Origin of the sequence: Bacillus sp. EKM202B (assembly GCF_011066025.1) — a bacterium.
GTDB classification, from domain to species: Bacteria; Bacillota; Bacilli; order Bacillales; family Bacillaceae_G; genus Bacillus_A; species Bacillus_A toyonensis.
On record NZ_JAAMNK010000026.1, the window covers coordinates 1 to 22,150 of the forward strand.

The following is a 22,150-nucleotide window of genomic DNA, read 5'->3' on the forward strand; positions in this document are numbered from 1 at the left end:
GCAAAATGGTACGGCAAACAAATCATTGTTGTGTCGAAAACATTTGCTTCCAGCCAATTATGTTCTTGTTGTGGATATCAAAACAAAGACGTTAAAAATCTAAACTTACGTAAATGGGACTGCCCTTCTTGTCTTACACACCATGATAGGGATATTAACGCAAGTATTAATCTAAAGAATGAAGCGATAAGGCTTCTAACCGTAAGGACTGTGGAGCTAGCCTAATAAATTAGAGTTCGATAGCACTCTTTACTTAGGAATCCCCCTCTTCTAAACGAAGTGAAAGTGGGGGTAGTTCAATTAGAGTATATTCTCGTTAAAATGTAGGTGATACGGCTTGTGTACTACCCAACACTTAGTATCCCTTACGAACTAACCCCCTTGTTCCAAAGGTTATTTCTTACGATTTATATCAATACTAATAACCGCATTGCTTCCTTTTTGATAGCTGCGTTATAGTCACGACTGACTGTGAGTCCACAGAAACACTCATTCGTGCGTTCAGATAATGACATTTCTTTTTTGTTTCCACAACGACAACACATCTTTGTAAAAGGAAACCATTTATATATCTTTACAAGCTGTTTTCCTTGTTCTTGTGGCTTATATGCTAAAAATGTCGTAAACATATCCTCCAACCGTTATCCGCTATACTCTTACCAAAGGGAAGTGCTCGTGACATTCCTTTCATATGCAAGTCTTCTATGGCTACAACGTCAAAATTCGCAGCTAATTCTCTTGACTTGTGATGAAGGAAATTTTTACGTTGATTGGCGACCTTTTCATGCAAATTCGCTACACGAATGCGTTGTTTATTCCAGCGCTCCTTCCTTTCACACGTTCAAGGAAGGAGGCTTCTTTCGGATAATACGTTAAATATGTAATAGCAAGGTTACGAATGGTTCCACCTGTTTCTCCCCTTTTTATACTGTCATAAAGTTTATTGAACTTTAAAGATACAACTTATTACTCAGAAAACCCCAAATACGAAAACTAAAATAAAAGATCATAAAGTGTATATATCATTAACAAAATTGTATTTTATGTAAATCCAAATTGTGCGGTTATATTATTACTATCGGCTTATTCTTAAATAAGAAAAAAATCATCTCGTTTTGTTTGTTTTTATCATTAACTTTAGATTTTACAATAATTTTTCTATTTTATTATATTTTATATTAATATTGTTATATATTTATATTCGAAATTATTATATATTGCATTTTAAAGGAGAATTTCGATGGATAACCTACTATTGAAAAAAGATTTAACAACAGATCAAATGGTTCTTGTTACTTCAGAGTTTGAGAAAAAGAAAAAATCAAAAGGACTTGCTTACCTAATTTGGTTTTTCCTAGGCGGACTTGGTGGACACCGCTACTACGCGCGTGATTTTGGTATGGCAATCGCTATGACACTGACTCTAGGCGGACTTGGTATTTGGGCTTTAATCGATGTTTTCTTTATTGGAAGCCGAATTGGTAAGAAAAATGAAATGTTAGAACGTGAAATTATTATGAAAGTTAAAAAGATGACTGCTTCAAAACGTTTATCTTCATAAAAAATCCTCCTTTGGGAGGTTTTTTTATACAAACACTTCAGTATATCCCTTAATTCCTTAGACTAATTTAACGTTTTTATTATCTAAATTTAAAAATAAAAGGTTGGGGGGATTAAATTTATATATATTTTTACTTTAAGTATATAAATTTCCTTAACCAAAACTAAGAAAGTATTAAATCATACTTGATTAAATAGAAAAACCACACTTATGAATAGAAATTTCATTCGTTACATTTGTACACTCGCGTTTTGATAACTATCCGTTGCATTTAGCTTTGTCCCTATTTTGGAATAAGTAAAAAAGTACCCATCCAATTGTGATACACATAAAAATTGGATGGGTACTTCATTACACATTCTCTATTCTGTTTTTATTGATATAGACGAATTTTATACATTTCATGGTGATACAAACTATAGTACCGAATTAAATAATTTTAGAATATTACTACGTAATTCACTCAATTTAAGAAAATAAAATTCCACAAACCTTTGATGATAGCTTCTTGGTTTATCGGATAGAACATATGTATGAAAAAACGCAGCATAATATCAGTTTTTCTAACCTTGTAAATGACTTAATATATATCTTTGCGTATTTATGTCTTGGCTTTTTAATGCCGTTACTAATTCTCGATTAACATCTGATACAGGTAATGGTTCTCCATATGTATCAAATAATCTTATACCCAACTTACTTAAAATCCGTATATTATTAAGATTCCTACTCTCTTGTGTATAACTAATAATATTGCGTAAATTAATCCCAAAACTTATCATAAACTAACGCTCCTTCTTCAATGTAAATAGATATGGATATACTTCTATTTATTTTCGAGGAATCCCTTGAAGCTTAATAAGCCCTACGTATTTCTCAATACCATAACAGTATAAGCTCTCTCTTTTTCTACTATAGTGCTACGCCACCTTTTATAAGAAGTATTCAATAGACAACAGTTAATAAATCAAAATCAAAAAAAGTATTAACAAAACTTGTACTGGCTTAACTATACTTTTTCAAATTTAAAAGCATGTACATTATTATAATTCAGAATATTCTGTATATTAGTGAAAAAAATCGTAGTTAAATTTAATTTATCTAATTCCTGTTATTATCAGAATAAGCCTTTACAGAGAAATGGGGGATATTATGACTGTTCAAGAAAAAAGTAATAAGCAATTGATGGAATTATTACATGAATGGTATGAAGAAATTCGTTTATATCATGTAAAAGAAGCAAAACAGACATATCTACAAGTAAAAGAACGTTTAAAGGAAATAGAAACAGACCAATATGTATCATTCTATTATTCCCTACTGAATTTTAGATATAAAGTCTTGGTAGATGGAATGAGTATTACAAAAGATTCTTTTAATCAAATAGAAAAACTCCCTAATATTAAAGAGGAATTTTCATTTTTAGCTTACTATTATTATTTCTTTAAGGCAATCCACTCTACAATTTTAGCAAATTATACTGAAGCGAAAACACACTATGAAAAGGCAAAAGAACTTTTAATTGATATACCTGATGAAGTAGAAAAAGCCGAGTTTGAGTATAGATTTTCAACTTACTGTTATCAATCTTATCAACCATTTGAAGCGATTCAACATGTAGTAAAATCCAAAGAAATATACCGGAATCATGTAGGCTATGAAATTAATATTGCTTTATGCGACAATGTATATGGACTGGCTTGTATAGATCTAAGAGAATTTGAAAGAGCGGAAGAATGTCTCAATACGGTTATTGATGTTTGTAAGAAGTATGATGAAGAACAATTATTATTACGAGTACGATCCAATTTAGGCTGGTTATATAATATTCAAGATTTATATCCATTGGCGATTAGACAGAGTTCTGAAATTATAAATATCATACCGAACCATTTTAAAGCATTATTTGTCTTAGCAAGAGCATATTATAAATTAGAAGGCGTTGAAACAGCAAAAGCATATATCGAGCAAGGAATAAAGTATACAAATGAATCAGGAAATGAGGAATATAAGCATCGTTTCGCAGTTTTAAATGAACTAATCACAGAACTACCTAGAATTAAACTAGAAAAAGTTGTTACTGATGCAATTTCTTATTTTGAAAAAGAGGACATGTGGGATTGTGTAAAAGAATATGCAGAGATTTTAGCACTCCAATTTTACGAGGCAAATAATCATGTTAAAGCGAGCAAATATTTCTATATTAGTAATAATGCTGATAAGAAACATTTGAGAAAAGGAGCGTTAAAGTAATGAAAAAAATAAAAAAAGTGTTATTGAGTATGGTAGTAGTAAGTGCATTAGCATGTAGCATGATTAGTTTAAATGTATCACAAAACTCTTCGTTTAATGGTGGAGATACGCCAGCACCAACAAAACCGATTGTCTCTAGCGGGGTATCTATTGATTAACGAAATACATTTTTCTCGCTTCGGAAATCAGAAAATTCAGCCTCTTAATCCTTAAAAAATGTTGAATAAAATGGATAAAATATCGAACCCCTAGTCCGAAACACATTTGTTTCGGACTATTCACGTTCTTCTATCAACTTTTCTATATAATTGTGAGCAGAATGAAAAATATCAAAAAGTTGATTGAGAAAAAGCATTGCTAAAATCTTCAGCAATGCTTTACGATTAGACGTACCATGATAATGAGGATCTACTTTCTTTTATTCATGAGTACTATAGGTTCATATATATTTACTTTAATTTCAAGATACGTTCTATTTCCTCTACACTCAACTTACTTGCTTTTGCAATAGTTTCAAGTGGTACGCCAATTTCATGCATTCCTCGGATCATTTGCATCTTACCTTGCTCAATGCCTTTTTCCATGCCCTTTTGTTCTGCATGCGCTAGCTTAGCCTGTTCATCTAGAAGTAATTTCTCTCGAGCTTCATATGCTGTTCGGAAAGAAGAGTCATGGCTCATATTTTCCCATTTATTTATTGCCTTTTGTAAGATTGGATCTTGATTCATTGCAATCTCCTCCAACGTTTGAGTTAAATGTTCATCTTCATGTGCTGGTAATAATAACATCCAACGAACAAATGTATTTTCCCAAAACTTTATTTTCGTTTATTCTTTTTCTGGCCAAATTTTCGTGTTTGGTTCTAATAACCACTTGTGGTCTTCCTCCATGATACGATCATTCCATGGGTTATTCTCAAGATGTCGAATCATCCAACAAAAATACATTGCATATCCAGGCGCAGTTGCTTGCGGATGGTCTAGTTCACCTGGAATTGTAATAAAACTATTATGTACAACGCGATAAGCATCCTCACCTACCATCGCACATCCAAATCCCTGTGGCTTGTTAAAGCGATAATAATATACCTCCGGTTGATCATGGTGATGCGGTGGATAACTGGACCATCTGCCTGGATAAGAAATAACTTCTCCTACAACCATGTTAGAATATGCTGCATTATTATAATCAAAAATTGTCCGAATAACACGCTGGGCTGTTCCCTCCCATACGCCTTCTCCAGCTACAACACTTTGACACTCATTTGGAGTATACAACTTAGACTCAAATTCTTGATTATTATCTGTTTTTTGAACAAGCACTTCACTATCTGAAAGAGCAGTAATTGTAACTTTCACATTTTTAGCCACATGTAAACACCAAGGGTTTTCTTCAAAAACAGACTGTCTTTGAATAACTTGTTCCATTCCTTCCCACTCTAGACGTATTGTCCCTTCTAGTAAAAGTACTGCCGTTTCATTCTTATTATCAAATAACAGCTCTTCTTTTCCATTAGACATCTTATATATGCCTATATCCATTAACATATCACTGCAATGACCGTTCATTTCTGTTAATACATTATATCCTTCATTTAATTCACCTAATTTACCTAACATGATGTTCTCCTCCTTTTTTAACGTATTCCCCGAAAGAATTCTCCTTCCTCAAGCGTGTGAAGGGCGTAGCCCTACGATAGGTGGGAGATGACTTTCGGTTTGGCATAGCCAAAAACTTTTGATAAACTTGCTATATGAAGTTCTTTGATAACTTGATATAGAAGGTTGCAGGAAGAAAATAGAGTGCGAAAACCAAGCCATTCGGTTCCTGTGTAAAATATCAACCGTACCAAAAGAGCATCCATGCGTTGGACATCTAGGGGTGGAACACCCCGAAGTAACGCTCAGGGAGACGAAAGGTTACTTTCGTCGTGGAACTGAGAAGCTCCCACTTCAAGCTTTGCTAAGTGGCGAGTAGTTCACTGGCTACTCTATCATTCTCTACCTTTGTCAGCTAACTAAATTATGAGTTCCTTCTATTATTTAATGAAGAAAGCTTTTCTGGTTGTGCTTTGTTTTCACTTCCGAAAATGAGCATATGATTTTTAACGTTTTCGTATGCGGCCTCAATTACATCTTGATGATACGTAAAGTAATCTGAATAAGGAGTATTTAGGACAGCAGTGTTAACCGTAGAAACTATATTCTGAAACGTCGCTGTTGCTACATTAATTTTTCGAACACCATGTTGAATACATTGCTTGAAATCCTCTGGGCTAATGCCAGACCCACCATGTAATACTAAAGGAATATCGACTATCCCATTAATCTCCTGCAAGCGGTCTAATCGTAAATCAGGGTCTCCATTGTACATCCCGTGCGCATTTCCAATCGCAACAGCTAACGCATCAACATCTGTTTCTTCTGCAAATCTTTTTGCTTCTTTAGTACTTGTCAGCATCATTTCAATATCTTCTGATCCGTCCTCACTACCACCTACTCTGCCAATCTCAGCCTCTACTGTCGCTCCGTACTGTTTCGCAAGCTCCACAACTTCTTTTGTCCTTTGGATATTCTCTTCTAACGGATAGTGAGAGCCATCAAACATAACCGAACTAAAACCAATTTCTAATGTCTCTTTAATTTTTTCAAACGTCATACCGTGATCAAAGTGAACTGCTACTGGAACAGTTGCTTTTTTCGCTGCAGCTACCATCAAAGGACCAATCATATGAATGGGCGAATGATTCAAACGAACTTCCGCAATTTGTAGAATGAGCGGGGAACGTAACTCTTCAGCTGCTTGAATAGCTCCCATTACCATTTCCATATTAGCGACACTAAAAGCTCCAACCCCATAATTCTCTTGATTTGCTTTAATTAAAATATCTTTCATTTGAACTAATGGCATTACATACTCCCCTATTTCAATATTATTTATTAAATGTAAAACCAACCGTCACGTCTTTTTACCCCTTTTGTAAGAAGACATGTTGATTACCGTACCATTTACTTAGGGATAATCTTAAAATGCTTAAATTACAAACCTGCTTTTTCTTGTATAAATTTTCGAGCTTTTAATGCGTATTCAAAAGGATTCGCTAAAGCTGGATCTTGCTCTGCTTCTACCACAAACCATCCTTTATAATCAGAGTTTGCAAGGATAGTAAACACTTCATCAAATCCAATTACGCCATCCCCAGGGACTGTAAATGCCCCATTCTTCACTGCCTGTAAGAAGCTCAATTCGTTTTCCTTTACAGCATCTACTACTTCCTGGCGAATATCTTTTAAATGTACATGTTTAATACGAGGTAAATATTTTTTCAAAACATAAAGCGGCTCTTCTCCTGAAAAAACAAGATGACCTGTATCAAAAAGTAGGGATACAAGATCTGGATTCGTCATATCCATTAACTTTTCAATTTCTGCCGTTGTTTGAACACCCGTACCCATATGGTGATGGTATACAATATGTAGCCCCTTTTCCTGAGCTAATTTACCGAGGTGATGTAACCCATCCGCTAGCTTTTCCCACTCTTCTTCTGTAAAAACAGGCTTATTTTTAAATAGTGGTACATCCATTAAACCTTGAATACTATGCCCTTGCTCTGAAACAACGATGACTTTTGCACCCATGTCATGCAAGAAATCCCTATGCTTAATAAATTCTTCTACCGTCTCTTCAATCGGCTTCGTTGTTAAAAACGTACTAAACCATGCACTAGCAATCTCCAAGTTTCGTAATTCCAAAGATTTTTTTAATACAACTGTATTTCTCGGGTATTTATTCCCTACTTCACTTCCATTAAATCCAGCTAGTGCCATCTCACTAATACATTGTTCAAACGTATTTTCTGCTCCTAGCTCCGGCATATCATCATTTGTCCAAGCAATTGGTGCAATTCCAAGCTTAATTGTATTTTCTTTGAACATCCCCTTGTCTCTCCTCTTTACAAAATGTTATAGAATCTTGCCAACTTCTCTTATCTGTTCGTTAAAAAGAGAGCTTCCTAGACAATATGCATGTAGATAAAAAGCTCTCTTTGTATCCTAATCTAATATGATCTTGCTTTTTGCAAGTTACTTACTTTACTCTCATACGAAGCTTGTACACTTGGACTATTAGATACTTCTGCAACACCTACATGCCACCATGAATCGTATCCATTTGTCATTGTTTTTGGTAATACTTTAATATCAAATAATGTAGAAACCGTTTGTTTTTTTGCATCCTTAAGTGCTTCCCGTAATTGTTCTATCGATGTAACGCGATATGTTTTTACACCATATCCAGCCGCACTTGCTGCAAAATCAATTTTCATAATAGCCCCGTTTAATTTACGAGTTTCCTGGTTTCGGTAGCGAAACTCTGTTCCAAAGCTCCCCATTCCATTGCCCATTTGTAAGTTATTAATGCAGCCAAATCCGGAGTTATCAAACAATAAGACGTTAATTTTTTTGTTTTCTTGAAGACTTGTGACAAGCTCAGAATGAAGCATTTGGTAACTGCCATCCCCTACCATTGCATATACTTCTTTCGATGGTTCAGCGAGCTTTGCACCCAGTGCGCCGGCAACCTCATAACCCATGCAAGAGTAACCATACTCCATGTGATATGTATTAGATTTATTTGTTGCCCACATTCTTTGTAAATCACCCGGAAGACTTCCTGCCGCACCAACAATAATTGCATCTTCATCAAGTAATGTATTGATTTGTCCAATGACTGCGGTCTGTGTTAATTGTGTACCAAGTGCGTCTACATACTCATTTAAATTCTCATCGAAATGACCTTCAACTTCTGGTTTAAAATCTTGATCTGTAAAGCGAACATTATGTAGACGTGCTAATTCTTTTTCCCAAGCCTCTTTTGCATCAGCGATTTCTACTGTGTAACTAGATTGATAATCAATTGCTTGCAGTTCATCTATTAGAGCAAGAAGCGCTTCTTTTGCATCTGCTATCACCTTCAATGCATCGAGCTTGTTCGCATGGAATTCCGAAATATTGATGTTTAAAAACTCAACCTCTTCATTCTGGAATAATTGCTTAGATGCCGTTGTAAAATCGGTAAATCTCGTCCCAATTCCAATAACAAGATCCGCTTCCTTTGCAATTGTATTGGCTGCTAAATTGCCAGTTACCCCAATGCCGCCAAGATTATATGGATGATTGCTTTCTATCGCGCTTTTCCCAGCTTGTGTTTCCCCAAATGGAATGCGGAATGCCTCAGCAAACTGTTTCAGTTCCTCTGCAGCTTCTGCGTACCTTACACCACCACCGCAAATGATAATTGGCTTTTTCTTTCTCTTAATCATTTCAACGGCTTCCGCTAAGCTGGCTTTTGTAGGTAGACGACGTTCAATTCGGTGAACACGTTTTTGGAAGAAGTAACTTGGAAAATCCCACGCTTCCCCTTGGACATCTTGTGGTAAACAAATTGTTACAGCTCCTGTATCTGCCGGATTCGTTAAAACACGCATGGCTTGAATCATAGCTGTCATCAATTGTTCCGGACGGTTCACCCGATCCCAATACTTACTTACCGCACGAAAAGCATCATTAGTAGAAATAGATAAGTCATGCGTTTGTTCAATTTGTTGAAGAACAGGATCAGGTTGTCTCGTTGCAAATACATCACCTGGAAGTAGTAAAACGGGAATATTATTTGCAGAAGCAGTTGCAGCAGAAGTAATCATATTTGCTGATCCAGGACCAACAGAAGAAGTACATGCCATAATTTGTTTTCTATGTCTTTGTTTTGCAAAGGCCATCGCAGCATTTGCCATTCCTTGTTCATTTCTCCCTTGATATACTTCTAATTCCCCTGCGTCTTCTTCTAAAGCTTGACCTAGGCCAACTACATTTCCATGACCAAAAATCGTAAAGATTCCTTTAATAAACTTTTGTTGCTTTCCATCAAACTCTACGTATTGCTGATTCAAAAATTTCACCAAAGCTTGCGCCGTCGTCATTCTAACAGTTTGCATATTGTTTGCTCCTTTCTAGTTCTATCAGTCATTCTGCATATGAAAAAGGAGTATCAGGAATTTGATAGACTCCTAATACTTCCTTCTTATGTTTTACTACTTCCGTTACTTTCGCTTACAAGCAACTAGAGAGATTCTACTTCTCTCTTAATGATTACTTTTCCCAACGAGATGTAAGCATTTTCTTTCTTGTATAAAACTCAACGCCGTCCGTACCGTTCGCATGAAGATCACCATAGAAAGAGTCTTTCCAGCCAGAAAACGGGAAGAATGCCATTGGCGCTGGTACCCCAACATTTACACCTAACATACCTGATTCAATTGTTTCACGGAATTGACGTACACTTGCCCCGCTATCTGTATAAATGCAAGCTCCATTTGCAAAGCGAGACTCATTCGCAATTTCAATCGCTTCATCTAATGATTTCACACGAACAATTGATAAAACAGGAGCAAAAATCTCATCTTGCCAGATTTTCATTTCTTTTGTAACATGGTCAAAAATTGTTGGGCCAACGAAGTAACCAGCTCCTTTTACAGCTTTATCTTCGCGTCCATCACGAACTAATGTAGCGCCCTGTTCTACACCTGAATCGATGTAACCAATTGTACGCTCTTTATGGTTATCACGAATAACTGGTCCTAAGAATACATCTTCATCAAGACCATTACCAATCACAATTTTATTTGCTTCTTCTACTAGTCTTCCAACTAGTTGATCAGCAATTTCTTCTTCTACTGTTACAACAGAAGCAGCCATACAACGCTCACCAGCTGAACCGAACGCAGCACTAATAATTTGCTTTGTTGCTAGTTCAAGATTCGCATCATGTAATACAATGGAATGGTTTTTTGCACCCGCTAATGCTTGAACGCGTTTTAAGTTTTCTGTTCCGTTTTTGTATACATATTCTGCAACTGGCTGAGAACCTACAAATGAAATTGCCTTCACTAATTTATGTTCCAGAAGACCGTTTACTACATCGTGTGCGCCATTTACGATATTTAATACGCCTTTAGGTACACCAGCCTCTTCAGCTAATTCCGCTAATTTCGCCGCTAGAAGTGGTGTACGCTCTGAAGGTTTTAACACAAATGTATTACCGCAAGCAATCGCAAGTGGGAACATCCAGCACGGAACCATCATCGGGAAGTTAAAAGGTGTAATTCCGCCTATAACACCAATTGGGTAACGATACATACCAGATTCTATACCTGTCGCAATATCAGGAAGCTGTTTTCCCATCATTAATGTAGGAGCACCCGCTGCAAACTCCACACACTCAATACCACGAAGAACTTCACCGTAAGCTTCGTTATAGCTTTTTCCGTTTTCAATCGTAATAAGTTTCGCTAACTCTTCCCAGTTATCTACTAATAATTGTTGATATTTAAATAGAATACGAGCACGTTTTGGCACAGCTGTTTTGGACCAAGATTTGAATGCTTCATTTGCTGCTAATACAGCTTGTTCAACATCTACTTTTGTTGAAAGTGGTACCTGGGCGATTACTTCTCCTGTTGCAGGATTATATACGGCTTCCATCTTCGTTGAAGAAGATTCTACCCATTCGCCGCCAATGTAGTTTTTTACAATTTGTGCTGTTTGTACTGTCATATTCATTCTCTCCCTTTTATGTAATGTAGAAGCGTACATAAGATACGCACTTACTTGATTACTCATTTATGATGTTTCTATACAATTTCCTCAGCCGTTTCCATGAATGCAGAAATCTCTGTCCTTGTTGGCATTGCATCCGAACAGCTATGTTTAGAAATAACGATTGAAGCAGAAGCGCCACCTAGTCGCATCGCTTGAGGAATCTCAAGCCCTTGCATTAGGCCATAAATAAACGCAGAAGCATACGAGTCACCAGCGCCAAACGTCTTTAATACCTTTGTTTTAAAGATACCGCCTCGGTGTGATTGACCGTCTCTCGTATAAGCGATTGAACCATCCCCGCCGTGCTTAATTACGACGATTTTCGCATGATGAGAAAACCATCTTTCAGCCGTAACTTGGTCATTAGATTGTTCATAGTTTAATAGTTTTTCCATCATATCGAATTCTTCACGCGTTCCAATAATGACATCAGATTTTTCAGCCGCTAGATTGTAATACACAGCCGTTTCAGCTTCTGACTGCCATGTATAAGGGCGGTAATCCACATCAAAAAATACGACTACATCGTGCTTACGCGCATATTCTAGCGCTAAAAATACTGCCTCGCGAGAAGGACTTTTCGCTAAAGCTGTTCCTGAAATTAAGAGAGCTTTTGATTGTTTAATATAGTCCTCAGATACTTCTGTTGGATCAAGATTTAAGTCTGCGACATTGTCGCGGTACATTAAAATGCTGCAATCTTCCGGGCTTTTAATTTCTGTAAAAGCTAGACCTGTCACTGCACCAGTGCGATCAATACATATCTGACCTGTATTAATATTGTTGTCCTTTAAGTACCCTGTAATAAAGCGGCCCATTTGATCATCGGACACTTTACCGATAAATCCTGTTTGTAAACCAAGACGTGCCGCACCAATCGCGATATTTGCAGGAGATCCCCCCACATATTTAGTAAATGTTCTCGTTTCTTCCATAGGACGTTGTGTTTCATTGGCATTTAAATCAACGCATAAACGTCCAACTGCAATTAGGTCTAATGGACAATCTTCTTTAAAAATAAGTGGATTCATTGTTTCTACCTCCCATGCTTTATGAAAGAGTGAATGATATGGTACATATTTTTATAAACCTACTATTCATTACTCTTTATCTACCTATAAGTAAGCGCTCTCTTTATTGATTTAATGCAGGCTGTTTATGTTCAATTTGAACAGGTTTTCCTGTTAGTAATGATTCCTTCGCAGCTTTCGCAATTCTTTCTGCCTGTAACCCATCATTACCACTGCAAATAACAGCTTGTCCTTCTATAATTGACTTTGTAAATTGTGTTACTTCCTCAATGTAAGCCTGCGTGTAGCGCTCTAAGAAGAAATAAAGTGGCTTATCTTTTACAACACCTTCTGTTTTTGACACTTGCACAGTTGTTGGGCAGCAATTATCCGCAGCGACCGCCCCTTTTTCACCAAACACTTCAACACGCTGGTCATATCCATAAACCGCTTGGCGGCTATTATCAATTACCCCTAAAGCTCCATTCGCAAATTTCAATGTGACAATTGCTGTATCAACATCATTTACTTCCTGAATGGACGGATCAATTAATGTTGTTCCATATGCAAATACTTCAACAACTTCACTATTCATCACATACCTAGCCATATCAAAATCATGAATCATCATATCCATAAACAAGCCACCTGAAGAACTAACATATTTTATACTCGGCGGTTGTGGATCTCTAGACGTAATTTTTAAAATATGTGGGTGTCCCACTTCTCCTTGTTGAATAAGATCATAGACTTTCCTGAAGTTAGGATCAAAACGGCGATTAAAACCTACTTGAAGAGATACCCCTTGTTCTTTTACCACTTCTAATGCATCTAATGTTTCTTCTACTGAGAAACTAACAGGCTTTTCGCAGAAAATATGTTTTTTCGCAAGTGCCGCTTCTTTAATAATTTGCGCATGTGTATTTGTTGGTGAACAAATGAATACAGCATCAATTTCTGGATCTTCTAATAAATCCTGATAGTTAGTTGTCAAAGTGGAAATTCCTTTGTCTGCAGCCCACTTTTCTAGATGACTTATCACTACATCTGAAACCGCTTTAATTTTTACTTGTGGCATAAGCTGCAAATTATCAACATGCAGTTTCCCTATTCGTCCAGCACCAATAATCCCAATCGTTAAAACATTCATATGATTTCTCCCTCTTTATTTAAATTTAAGAAACAAAATGAAAGTCTATAAGGTTTAGCACACCAAATTTAGTTAAGCGCTTTCCCTATTTTTCTTCATTATACACACTTGATTCTAAATTGAAAACATTTTTATTTTTTTGAATACTTTTCTTTTCATCCGAATTTCAAATTTCGTGAGTAATCGTAATCCATGCATCAACAAAGTAATAATAAGAAACAAATAATCTAAACAGCTACAAAAATACTCTTTTAAAATACTGATATAACAAAGGAAATTAAGCCTTTTAAATAGTAAACTCCCATCTATAATTTATTTCTTTCTTTTCATACTCACAATTATTTTAGTGTCCGATAAGTAAATAGATTGCACCCTATGAAAGAAAGTTGTAAATTGTCAAAAAATTTCATTGACGACCTCATAATGTAAGCGTATACTTTTTTTATCAAAAAGAATTAAGCGCTTAACCAAAAATAATTTATCGGTGGTGGGAGAATGAACGCAATTGGTTCAAACAAAACATTTATGGACAAGATTGGTATCCCTTCTAATTTAACTTGGGGATACATAGGGATTATTGTTTTTATGATTGGGGATGGTTTAGAACAAGGATGGTTATCCCCTTATCTCGTTGAGAATGGCTTAACGCTAGAACACGCTGCTTTTCTGTTTACGATTTACGGAATTACTGTATCTGCTTCTTCCTGGTTTTCGGGGGTATTTGTACAAATGTGGGGACCAAGAAAAGTAATGACGTTTGGTTTAGTCTCATTCATTTTAGGTTCCATTGGGTTCATCGGTATAGGAATTCAACATATGAATTATCCCGTAATATTACTTTGCTACGCTCTACGAGGATTTGGTTATCCCTTATTTGCTTATTCTTTCTTAGTTTGGGTATCTTACAGTACTCCGCAGCAAATGCTTTCAAGAGCAGTTGGCTGGTTCTGGTTCGTCTTCCAGCTTGGGCTTAGTGTTATTGGAGCCTTTTATTCTAGCTATATGGTTCCTAAGATTGGGGAAATCGCTACTTTATGGAGCGCCTTAATTTTTGTTGTCGTCGGGGGATTATTCTCAATTGTTGTAAATAAGGACAGATTTAAAGCACAAACCGTAAGCGCTAACAAATCAAGCGAACTACTAAAGGGCATTACCATCGCATTTGAAAATCCTAAAGTTGGGATAGGTGGTATTGTTAAAATTATAAATTCAGCCGCTCAGTTTGGATTTGTTGTTTTCCTGCCTACCTATATGATGAAATATAATTTTACGATGACTGAATGGCTTCAGATTTGGGGTACTCTATTCTTTGTAAATATGGTGTTTAATATTATTTTTGGTATTGTTGGGGACAAGTTTGGTTGGGTAAATACAATTAAATGGTTCGGAGGAGTTGGTTGCGGGATTGTAACTCTTGCACTCTATTATGTACCACAAATGGTAGGACATAATTATTGGGCAATATTATTTGTTGCCTGTTGCTACGGAGCAACTCTTGCCGGTTATGTACCTCTTACAGCATTAGTCCCATCTTTATCTCCTGAAAACAAAGGAGCGGCAATGTCTGTCTTAAATTTAGGTTCAGGATTATCGGCATTCGTTGGTCCATTAGTAGTAACTGCATTCATCGGTCCATTAGGGGTAGGCGGCGTGATGTGGATCTTTGCTGGCTTGTACTTCTTTGGCGCATTTTTAACTCATTTCCTTACTATTCCAAAGGAAAATGAGATGAAGCAGGATTTAAATACGAAAAGTGGAGAGCAATTCTCAGTATAAATTCTAAATAAAAAGAAGGTCATCATAACTGCACATGGTTACGATGACCTTCTTTTCTTTACATTCAAGTGGGCTATTAAAAAAGTTTTCATGTAATATCCTTTACTGAGGATCTCTCTACTAACTGAGGAATAATAGTAATTTTTTGCTTAGCATGCTCCTTCATTTCCATCGTTTTTAGCAGTTGTTCAAACGTACAGGTCGCCATTTGTGTAATTGGCTGTTCAATTGTTGTTAACCCTGGATCTGCAATCTCGGCATAGATTGTATTATCAAATCCGATAATTGATAAATCTTCCGGAATTGAAAACCCTTGTTTTCTTGCTTCATTCATAAGACATATAGCAATTAAATCTGTACACGCAAAAACCGCTGTAGGTCTGTTAGGCAAATTAAGTAGTTCTTTACTTGCACGTTTGCTATCTTCAACCGTCGAATAGCAGCTAATGATAGCATCATCAGCTAATGAAATCCCTGAATCCGTAAGAGCTTGTTTGAAACCATTCAGTCTCCCTAAGCTACTTTTTCTATCCTTCTCCATCATAATCGTTAATGATGTATGGCCTTTCTGCGTCAGATAATTCCCAGCTAAATAGCCTCCCCTCATATCATCCGTTGTTACAACATGAGTTGTGATGGAAGGATGATCTACAGTGAATAAAACAAGTGGCAAATCTCGGTTCACGATTTTTTTAACTAGTTTATAATCATTTAGCTCCGTCGCAATAATAATGCCATCTACTTGCTTTTTAAATAATAAATCAATGTATTCGTGCTCACGTTTTGTTTGATGGTCTGTACTACATAAAATGAGTGTATACCCTGATTCTCGCGCACTATTTTCAAAAGCTCTTGCTACTTCTGCAAAAAATGGGTTTGAGATATCTGGGACTAGTACCCCAATCGTATATGTTTTTTTACCTGTTAACGCTGCTGCTACACTACTTGGCTGGTAATCTAATTCATCCATTACTTTATTTACCTTGTTTATTGTTTTTTCACTAATACGCCCAGTTTGATTAATTACTTTGGATACAGTTGCTATTGATACACCTGCTTTTTCCGCAACATCATAAATTGTTGGTTTCACTTTGATTGTCCCTTCTTAATCATCTTTTTCTATATTTTATCATAAATATATTTTGCTTCTTGGTACACACAAGGAAATCTTTTAAAATTTGTAAGTACTTCTTTCGTTAGGCGTAGTTTCTCTCATTTACATAACTACTTGATCCAAGTGGATATGTAAATGAGAGAAACATCATAATGAATGAGAAAAATAAAAAAGCCTTAGAACCCTCTATCTAAGTCGGGATCCAAGGCTTTCTTTTGAAATGATATTGGATTTCTATTTATTTCTGCTCAGATGATAATTTCTATAAATGAATACTAACTAAAACGTTAATGATTATATAGTTTAGAGATAATCTTTTGTATCATTTAAGAGTTTTATATATTCTTTCATTTCAAATCGCTGTAATTCATAATTTATATGTTCATGTCCATGTTCAATGAAGTTCTTAGATTCAAAAAGATTTATTTCACCTAATATTTGATTTAAATCTTTTGTAAATTGCAAAGCTCCATTCAAATTTTTGGGGACATCTCTAGATGATACAATAATAAAATCATCGAATCTATAATGTGTAAACCTAATATTTTTATTGCACCTTTTCCAATTTACATTTGCTTCTGGGATATTTGTTAGTAGTAATGAAAAAGCAGTATACCAAATTTCTGTATTTCCACAATAATCGGTAATTTCGATATAACGATGATAACGTAACAACTTTTTTTCATATTTTCTCTTTTCTTCATCAAATTTCCCATTTGCAGAAAAATATGAATACCATGCTGTAGATGAAAAGTCGAGAGTGTTTTGATTAGCATATTTTTTGGGATGCTTATATTTATATTTAAATTTTTTAATAACAGGACCACTTCTATTTGTTCCTATGTATTCTCGTTTTCCAATATCATCAAAAATTTGGGACCGATATATCCCTCCTAACAAAGGAACTATTTTAAAATCATAATCTAATTTAATTTCTTCAGAAGATGCGGAGTTGTCTACTTTAACTGATATTCTGGAAGTAAACATATATCTTTTTAGTATATTTTTCTCTTGATAAAAAACATTATAATTTCCTCTTTGATTATAACTATTTAATCTTGAAATTCTTCTGTTCAAAAAAAGTGTTATTGTTGCGATAAATAAAGATACAATTGCAATCCCATTTTTCATCAAAAATCCACTGATCATCTTTATACTCATTCGTAGCCTCCTTAATGCTATAAAAACAATGATATTCTACCTTATCTATTTCTCAATATAAAAGTGATATCGTCACCTTATTAAAATGGTTTAATACTATTTTTTTCTATCATTAAATGTCCACTACATAGATAATGGATATTTTAATTATATCAATTTTTTATAAACAAAAAACGCTAAATATATTAGTATTCCATTTCTCCGATTTCTTCGTTTTTCGATACTTAATTTTGGGGGTTATGAGACATTAATTATATTTATGAAAACATGAATTAAAGAAAATAACCTATTTATCTGTTAAATGCTTGTCTAGATTTTTATATAGTTATTAATTATTTTTACAAATAAAAAAAATAAGAAGATCCATACGTGTAAACACTTTAGAATCTTCTTATTCCTCCATTGACACTCTTCACTATAGTTGGCTTATAACCTTTTATTATATAATCCCCTTTTTCATTAGACTTACATAGCTGTTATCTCCAATAAAACAAAATAAACATTCATACTTTTCAAAATGATAGTTGATATCTAAAATAAAAGACACCCATATTCAATTGGATGTCTTTAAAAAATTATTTAACTTGTTTTTGTAGAATTTCTTTTAATTCTCGCACAGTCTCGGAAAATTCATCAATTCTTATCGTGCACATTTCGATAGTTTTTTCAGTATCGATAACTTCCCACACAGGATGAATAGCTTTTTCCTCCTGTTTCGGATACAGCAATATACACCTTTGAACTTCATTATACGCAGTTACATACGCATACATTTGATAAATGTCACTCTGTATATAACTGCTTCTTCCATTATTTGTTGCACTTTTCCACTTCGTATCCATGATTATCATATTATCAATCACAAAATCTGGTTTTAATAAAATATTCTGGCGTCCACTCTTCTTGTTACGTAATAACCTCTTCTCCGCATGTTGACTGATTATTTTATTATTACCAACAGCCTCTTGTAATGCTACTTCAATATATTTTTCAAACAATATATTCATTTGAAATAAGAAAGAGAACGATGATGCTCCTCGCCCTTTACTATAAATCGTTGCCCGCTCAACAATTAGCTTAGCAAATAAAGCAGCTTGACGAAAACGTTCATTCTGTCGGTTAAATGTAATACTTTTTAATTCCTTCTCTGTGAAATACACTACATCCACAGGTTCTAAGTAGCCTAAACAGCGCTCAAGATAAAGTTTTAAAGTATGTATTTTTGTATGCTTTTTTACAATGAGCAATGCACATTTAAATAGCTGATTTAAAGAGTTATTTTCCGTATATTCATCAAATGCACAATATGCTTTTGTTTTTTGAAATACATTCTTATAAATGTGTTTACTAAGCTCGAGTTTGCCACGCAGAGTATTTAAATTTTCTTCATGGCGCTCGTATGTTTTAAAAGTCCCTTTTCTGAGTTCACTCAGCAAACGAGTAAGAAATGTAGCAAGAAATGCCGTAAGCAGTTCCCCTCTATCTTCACCATTTAGTACTTCTTCATAAAATGAAACCGGCAAAAATCCTGTAACCGAAAGCATTCTTAGCAATGCCTTTCGATCGTCAATAGGTGCGAGTTTTATTTTCGGAATAATTTCGTATCTCACATCTGAACATTGTATCACGCCAACATAATTAATAAAGCGAAGTCGTTTATACCTCTGATCAATCACCTGTTCATTAGGATATTTTTCTTCAATATACCGTATAAGCTCATCAAATTGGTCTACTGTAATGTCATTTTCTGTAATCCACTCATACGCCTCACGCACCATAATTGTCTTATTCATAAATCGCTATTAGCTCTTGTGCTGTTAATTTTCGTTTTACTCGGTACAGTGTGGGAATATAAATAGATGGATTTTGTTTAAACAGTTCATTTACATTAACTTCTTCTTTATAAACAATATATTGATCTTCTTTTGAACTCCCAATTCCACCCAAAACAAGGCCGATCTTTTCCCAATCATCATAAAAATACTCTTGTAATAGTGGAATGATTTTCGTTTGAAAAATAGCTATAACTTCATTATCAGTTTTCGCGTTGATAAAATACGCATGCCCAATCATATGATCGCGGTCATACAGTACTTCAATCCGCTTATTAATAACAGAAAGCATTTCAGCAAGATCAATTTCTTCGCCAATCGATTCAAGAAGATCAGTATTTGGCATGATTTCTTCAAACACAAAGCGACGGCGTAACGCTGTATCAAGCAGTGCAATGGAACGATCTGCCGTATTCATTGTCCCTATTACATATAAGTTGGGTGGTAATGTAAACTTTTCTTTTGAATAAGGTAGCTCAACAATCAATTCATTACTTTGTGTTAAACGCTTATCCTCTTCAAGTAACGTTAACAGCTCACCAAAAATCTTAGAAATATTACCTCGGTTCATTTCATCAATAATTACAACATGATTTTTCGCATTCGAATAATCAAAGGAACCGTTTTCCAGCAATGCCTTTTGAATAATTACCTTTTTCTCTTCTCCCTCAACCTCAATTTTTTCTTCTTCTGTTGTATCTTCCATTTTTTCTAATATCCAGTTTAGTACAGACCAATATCTCGTCTGATTACACCCACCAATCGCCTCACAAACAAACATAATATTATTCTTCCAATCAATATCATGCTCCTGAACATAGCGATACAGATTTAGTAAACGATTCTTTGAAACTATTGAACTAGTTTTTACATCTTCACTCGTTACAACGATATTGTTTTGCTCTGATATGTATGAAATGAAATTTGTCGTTCCTGTTTTTGATTCAAATTGAATATTATTCTTCAATCCGTTTTCAACTAGGTAATCATAAAGTTGCTCAAAACGAACTTCATTCGAAAAGTCCTGACTTGTACTTTGAATCCCTTCATACATAGCTTCAAGCGCTGCTTCTTTCAAAATACCATCCGTTGGCACAAAATTCCCTTTTCCATCAGATTTCAAGCCTTCTATAAAATCTTCATATCCATAGGACTGATGGAATGTCACGAGATGAATGTTCCCTTCTTTAGTTAAACGTGAAAATTCTTGTTGCAATGCCTCTCGTCCATTTGCTTTCAGTTCCTCATATGTTCTTTTATCAATTAATTCAAGAGCACGTTCAACAATTTGATATGTTTTCCCCGTTCCAGGTGGACCAAAAAATACATAGTTTCTTGGATCTATATCTAATATTTCACTAGATTCTTGGGGCGTATTGCTAATTTCCTTTCCCTGCATAAATACTAAGTTAATTACATTCTTATTTTTCACTTCATTTAATGTACTACGATAACCTCCGTAACCTATGAACTCTCTCTCTTCAGTATTAATCCACTCAACAGGAAGTAGATGTCCGTACTCTTCAGAGAATTCATAACCATCAATAGTATCTTTGGTAATTTTTCCAACAGCACTAACTCGTAACACCGATCTTGTCTTCCCATCAACCTTACGAGTAAATGATGTTTTTAGGGCAACTAGGTCCCCTTCTTTCATTTTTAAAAATTGCTTTAATGCTTTTTGTCCTGCTGATGTTTCTTCCTTCTCATCTATGATATCTTCAATATTTTCTTCTTCTAAAAGAGAAGATAAATCCTCATGTAAAAAGCCTATCGCTATGCAATTGTTTTTCAATAAAAAATCTTGAATGGAACGATCTTTTCCATATGTATGTCCAGCTAGCCAATAGCTTAAATTCTTATCAAGCGCTTTATCTCGTTCTGAAAATGTATCCCAAATAAATCTTGAAATTTTTTCATTAGACCAACCTAAAAAAACATTGTCTTTCTTAATAGCATGCAACACTGCATGATTCAACTCAATTGCATTTTGAGGAGTAAGCAATTCATCTTTTATATGTAATTCCTTCCCAAGCTCAATCAATATTGGTGGTGAATAAATATTAAAAAATTTCTCTGGAACATAAATATTTAAAATTTTTAGCAGTACCATATTATAAATTGGTAAATTTAATTTAAGAATTTCAGAGATTTGGCTTTCCTTTGCAAGTCGTATTGCCTCACAAACCCCTTCTTTTAGCACTCTAAATTCTTCTTGTAACTGTTCATCTTTTAATACCACTTTTTGTTTACCATAACTTTTACAGTACTCACCAGTTTTAGCAAGATAAATACCGAATTTAGCAGAATTGGCTCCGCCAATGCCGCCTAAAATATTTTTTCGCTCAAGCCAGTAATTGAAACAATCTTTTGTTTTAGTATTGGCATATTCTTCTATGGTTAGATTTCTTAAGGATTCTAACGGAAAACGTTTTACGAATTCTTGGCGCCCCGATTCTTTTTCAGCAAGTAATGAAATATCGGGTTCAAATTGAGTAACTTTTTGGGTCACGATTTGAAGCTTCATCTTGGAAATTACCCCCATTTAATTTTATAGATTAATTATAGAATATGAGGAAAAAAGAAGGAAGTAATTGGGTGAAGATTAATAGATTTTGTGGATTAGGTTTGAAGAATG

17 protein-coding genes and 2 pseudogenes are annotated in these 22,150 nt (G+C 34.9%); 5 read left to right on the top strand and 14 right to left on the bottom strand.

Going from position 1 to position 22,150, the window contains the following annotated elements; genetic code table 11:
- Positions 1 to 225 (top strand): zinc ribbon domain-containing protein (locus G9F74_RS23295; protein WP_165406247.1); only part of this gene is annotated, 225 nt, incomplete at its 5' end.
- A 182-nt stretch (positions 226 to 407) separates the two neighbouring features.
- On the opposite strand, the pseudogene G9F74_RS23300 reads toward G9F74_RS23295, so the two are convergent.
- Positions 408 to 823 (bottom strand): annotated as a pseudogene (locus G9F74_RS23300) (RNA-guided endonuclease InsQ/TnpB family protein); the annotation flags it as partial.
- Positions 824 to 1,240: 417 nt separating this feature from the next.
- On the opposite strand from G9F74_RS23300, the gene G9F74_RS23305 reads away from it, so the two are divergent.
- A complete protein-coding gene (locus G9F74_RS23305) occupies positions 1,241 to 1,561 on the top strand; it encodes a TM2 domain-containing protein (RefSeq protein WP_016107667.1) in 321 nt (106 codons plus the stop codon).
- A gap of 563 nt (positions 1,562 to 2,124) precedes the next feature.
- Here the strand turns inward: G9F74_RS23305 and G9F74_RS23310 are convergent.
- On the bottom strand, positions 2,125 to 2,343 hold the full coding sequence (locus G9F74_RS23310; RefSeq protein WP_016107666.1) for a hypothetical protein: 219 nt from the start codon (positions 2,341 to 2,343) through the stop codon (positions 2,125 to 2,127).
- 370 nt (positions 2,344 to 2,713) lie between these two features.
- On the opposite strand from G9F74_RS23310, the gene G9F74_RS23315 reads away from it, so the two are divergent.
- Complete coding sequence (locus G9F74_RS23315) at positions 2,714 to 3,814, top strand: response regulator aspartate phosphatase (RefSeq protein ID WP_016107665.1); 1,101 nt, start codon at positions 2,714 to 2,716, stop codon at positions 3,812 to 3,814.
- The gene (locus G9F74_RS23320) at positions 3,814 to 3,972 is read left to right on the top strand and encodes a Phr family secreted Rap phosphatase inhibitor (protein ID WP_000721407.1); all 159 of its coding nucleotides are present in this window, start codon (positions 3,814 to 3,816) and stop codon (positions 3,970 to 3,972) included. The genes G9F74_RS23315 and G9F74_RS23320 overlap by 1 nt, the downstream gene beginning before the upstream one ends.
- A 291-nt stretch (positions 3,973 to 4,263) precedes the next feature.
- Here the strand turns inward: G9F74_RS23320 and G9F74_RS23325 are convergent.
- The 8 genes and pseudogenes from G9F74_RS23325 to iolG all read right to left on the bottom strand — a co-directional run.
- A pseudogene (locus tag G9F74_RS23325) lies at positions 4,264 to 4,638 on the bottom strand (Rpn family recombination-promoting nuclease/putative transposase); the annotation flags it as partial.
- A gap of 3 nt (positions 4,639 to 4,641) precedes the next feature.
- Entirely contained in the window at positions 4,642 to 5,433 is a 792-nt protein-coding gene (locus tag G9F74_RS23330; protein ID WP_016107662.1) for a 5-deoxy-glucuronate isomerase, read from the bottom strand.
- 403 nt (positions 5,434 to 5,836) lie between these two features.
- The gene (locus tag G9F74_RS23335; RefSeq protein WP_016107661.1) at positions 5,837 to 6,724 is read right to left on the bottom strand and encodes a class II fructose-bisphosphate aldolase; all 888 of its coding nucleotides are present in this window, start codon (positions 6,722 to 6,724) and stop codon (positions 5,837 to 5,839) included.
- Between the two features lie 128 nt (positions 6,725 to 6,852).
- A complete protein-coding gene (iolE, locus tag G9F74_RS23340; protein ID WP_016107660.1) occupies positions 6,853 to 7,749 on the bottom strand; it encodes a myo-inosose-2 dehydratase in 897 nt (298 codons plus the stop codon).
- A 122-nt stretch (positions 7,750 to 7,871) separates the two neighbouring features.
- A complete protein-coding gene (gene iolD / locus G9F74_RS23345; RefSeq protein WP_165406248.1) occupies positions 7,872 to 9,806 on the bottom strand; it encodes a 3D-(3,5/4)-trihydroxycyclohexane-1,2-dione acylhydrolase (decyclizing) in 1,935 nt (644 codons plus the stop codon).
- 154 nt (positions 9,807 to 9,960) lie between these two features.
- A complete protein-coding gene (locus G9F74_RS23350; protein ID WP_165406249.1) occupies positions 9,961 to 11,424 on the bottom strand; it encodes a CoA-acylating methylmalonate-semialdehyde dehydrogenase in 1,464 nt (487 codons plus the stop codon).
- 77 nt (positions 11,425 to 11,501) lie between these two features.
- Positions 11,502 to 12,500, bottom strand: coding sequence for a 5-dehydro-2-deoxygluconokinase (gene iolC, locus G9F74_RS23355; protein ID WP_165406250.1), 999 nt, complete (start codon positions 12,498 to 12,500; stop codon positions 11,502 to 11,504).
- Positions 12,501 to 12,603: 103 nt separating this feature from the next.
- A complete protein-coding gene (gene iolG, locus G9F74_RS23360; protein ID WP_165406251.1) occupies positions 12,604 to 13,629 on the bottom strand; it encodes an inositol 2-dehydrogenase in 1,026 nt (341 codons plus the stop codon).
- A gap of 495 nt (positions 13,630 to 14,124) precedes the next feature.
- Between iolG and G9F74_RS23365 the strand changes: the two genes are divergently transcribed.
- Positions 14,125 to 15,405 carry an MFS transporter gene (locus G9F74_RS23365; RefSeq protein ID WP_165406252.1) on the top strand — a complete coding sequence of 427 codons (1,281 nt, stop codon included), beginning with the start codon at positions 14,125 to 14,127 and terminating at the stop codon, positions 15,403 to 15,405.
- Between the two features lie 88 nt (positions 15,406 to 15,493).
- On the opposite strand, the gene G9F74_RS23370 is transcribed toward G9F74_RS23365, so the two are convergent.
- The 4 genes from G9F74_RS23370 to G9F74_RS23385 all read right to left on the bottom strand — a co-directional run bounded on the left by G9F74_RS23370 (position 15,494) and on the right by G9F74_RS23385 (position 22,039).
- Positions 15,494 to 16,495 carry a LacI family DNA-binding transcriptional regulator gene (locus G9F74_RS23370; RefSeq protein WP_165406253.1) on the bottom strand — a complete coding sequence of 334 codons (1,002 nt, stop codon included), beginning with the start codon at positions 16,493 to 16,495 and terminating at the stop codon, positions 15,494 to 15,496.
- 327 nt (positions 16,496 to 16,822) lie between these two features.
- On the bottom strand, positions 16,823 to 17,680 hold the full coding sequence (locus G9F74_RS23375) for a hypothetical protein (RefSeq protein WP_165406254.1): 858 nt from the start codon (positions 17,678 to 17,680) through the stop codon (positions 16,823 to 16,825).
- 575 nt (positions 17,681 to 18,255) lie between these two features.
- A complete protein-coding gene (locus G9F74_RS23380) occupies positions 18,256 to 19,473 on the bottom strand; it encodes an McrC family protein (RefSeq protein ID WP_165406255.1) in 1,218 nt (405 codons plus the stop codon).
- Positions 19,466 to 22,039: an McrB family protein gene (locus tag G9F74_RS23385; RefSeq protein ID WP_165406256.1), complete on the bottom strand. Its 2,574-nt coding sequence runs from the start codon at positions 22,037 to 22,039 to the stop codon at positions 19,466 to 19,468. The genes G9F74_RS23380 and G9F74_RS23385 overlap by 8 nt, the downstream gene beginning before the upstream one ends.
- Positions 22,040 to 22,150: the final 111 nt, after the last annotated feature.

Excerpts from the sequence above, each read along its gene's own strand:
- G9F74_RS23335 (WP_016107661.1), bottom strand. The coding sequence starts at position 6,724 with ATGCCATTAGTTCAAATGAAAGATATTTTAATTAAAGCAAATCAAGAG.
- G9F74_RS23310 (WP_016107666.1), bottom strand. The coding sequence starts at position 2,343 with ATGATAAGTTTTGGGATTAATTTACGCAATATTATTAGTTATACACAA.
- G9F74_RS23375 (WP_165406254.1), bottom strand. The coding sequence starts at position 17,680 with ATGAGTATAAAGATGATCAGTGGATTTTTGATGAAAAATGGGATTGCA.
- G9F74_RS23350 (WP_165406249.1), bottom strand. The coding sequence starts at position 11,424 with ATGACAGTACAAACAGCACAAATTGTAAAAAACTACATTGGCGGCGAA.
- G9F74_RS23385 (WP_165406256.1), bottom strand. The coding sequence starts at position 22,039 with ATGAAGCTTCAAATCGTGACCCAAAAAGTTACTCAATTTGAACCCGAT.
- G9F74_RS23320 (WP_000721407.1), top strand. The coding sequence starts at position 3,814 with ATGAAAAAAATAAAAAAAGTGTTATTGAGTATGGTAGTAGTAAGTGCA.
- G9F74_RS23365 (WP_165406252.1), top strand. The coding sequence starts at position 14,125 with ATGAACGCAATTGGTTCAAACAAAACATTTATGGACAAGATTGGTATC.
- iolE (WP_016107660.1), bottom strand. The coding sequence starts at position 7,749 with ATGTTCAAAGAAAATACAATTAAGCTTGGAATTGCACCAATTGCTTGG.
- iolG (WP_165406251.1), bottom strand. The coding sequence starts at position 13,629 with ATGAATGTTTTAACGATTGGGATTATTGGTGCTGGACGAATAGGGAAA.
- G9F74_RS23380 (WP_165406255.1), bottom strand. The coding sequence starts at position 19,473 with ATGAATAAGACAATTATGGTGCGTGAGGCGTATGAGTGGATTACAGAA.
- iolC (WP_165406250.1), bottom strand. The coding sequence starts at position 12,500 with ATGAATCCACTTATTTTTAAAGAAGATTGTCCATTAGACCTAATTGCA.
- G9F74_RS23330 (WP_016107662.1), bottom strand. The coding sequence starts at position 5,433 with ATGTTAGGTAAATTAGGTGAATTAAATGAAGGATATAATGTATTAACA.
- G9F74_RS23305 (WP_016107667.1), top strand. The coding sequence starts at position 1,241 with ATGGATAACCTACTATTGAAAAAAGATTTAACAACAGATCAAATGGTT.
- iolD (WP_165406248.1), bottom strand. The coding sequence starts at position 9,806 with ATGCAAACTGTTAGAATGACGACGGCGCAAGCTTTGGTGAAATTTTTG.
- G9F74_RS23315 (WP_016107665.1), top strand. The coding sequence starts at position 2,714 with ATGACTGTTCAAGAAAAAAGTAATAAGCAATTGATGGAATTATTACAT.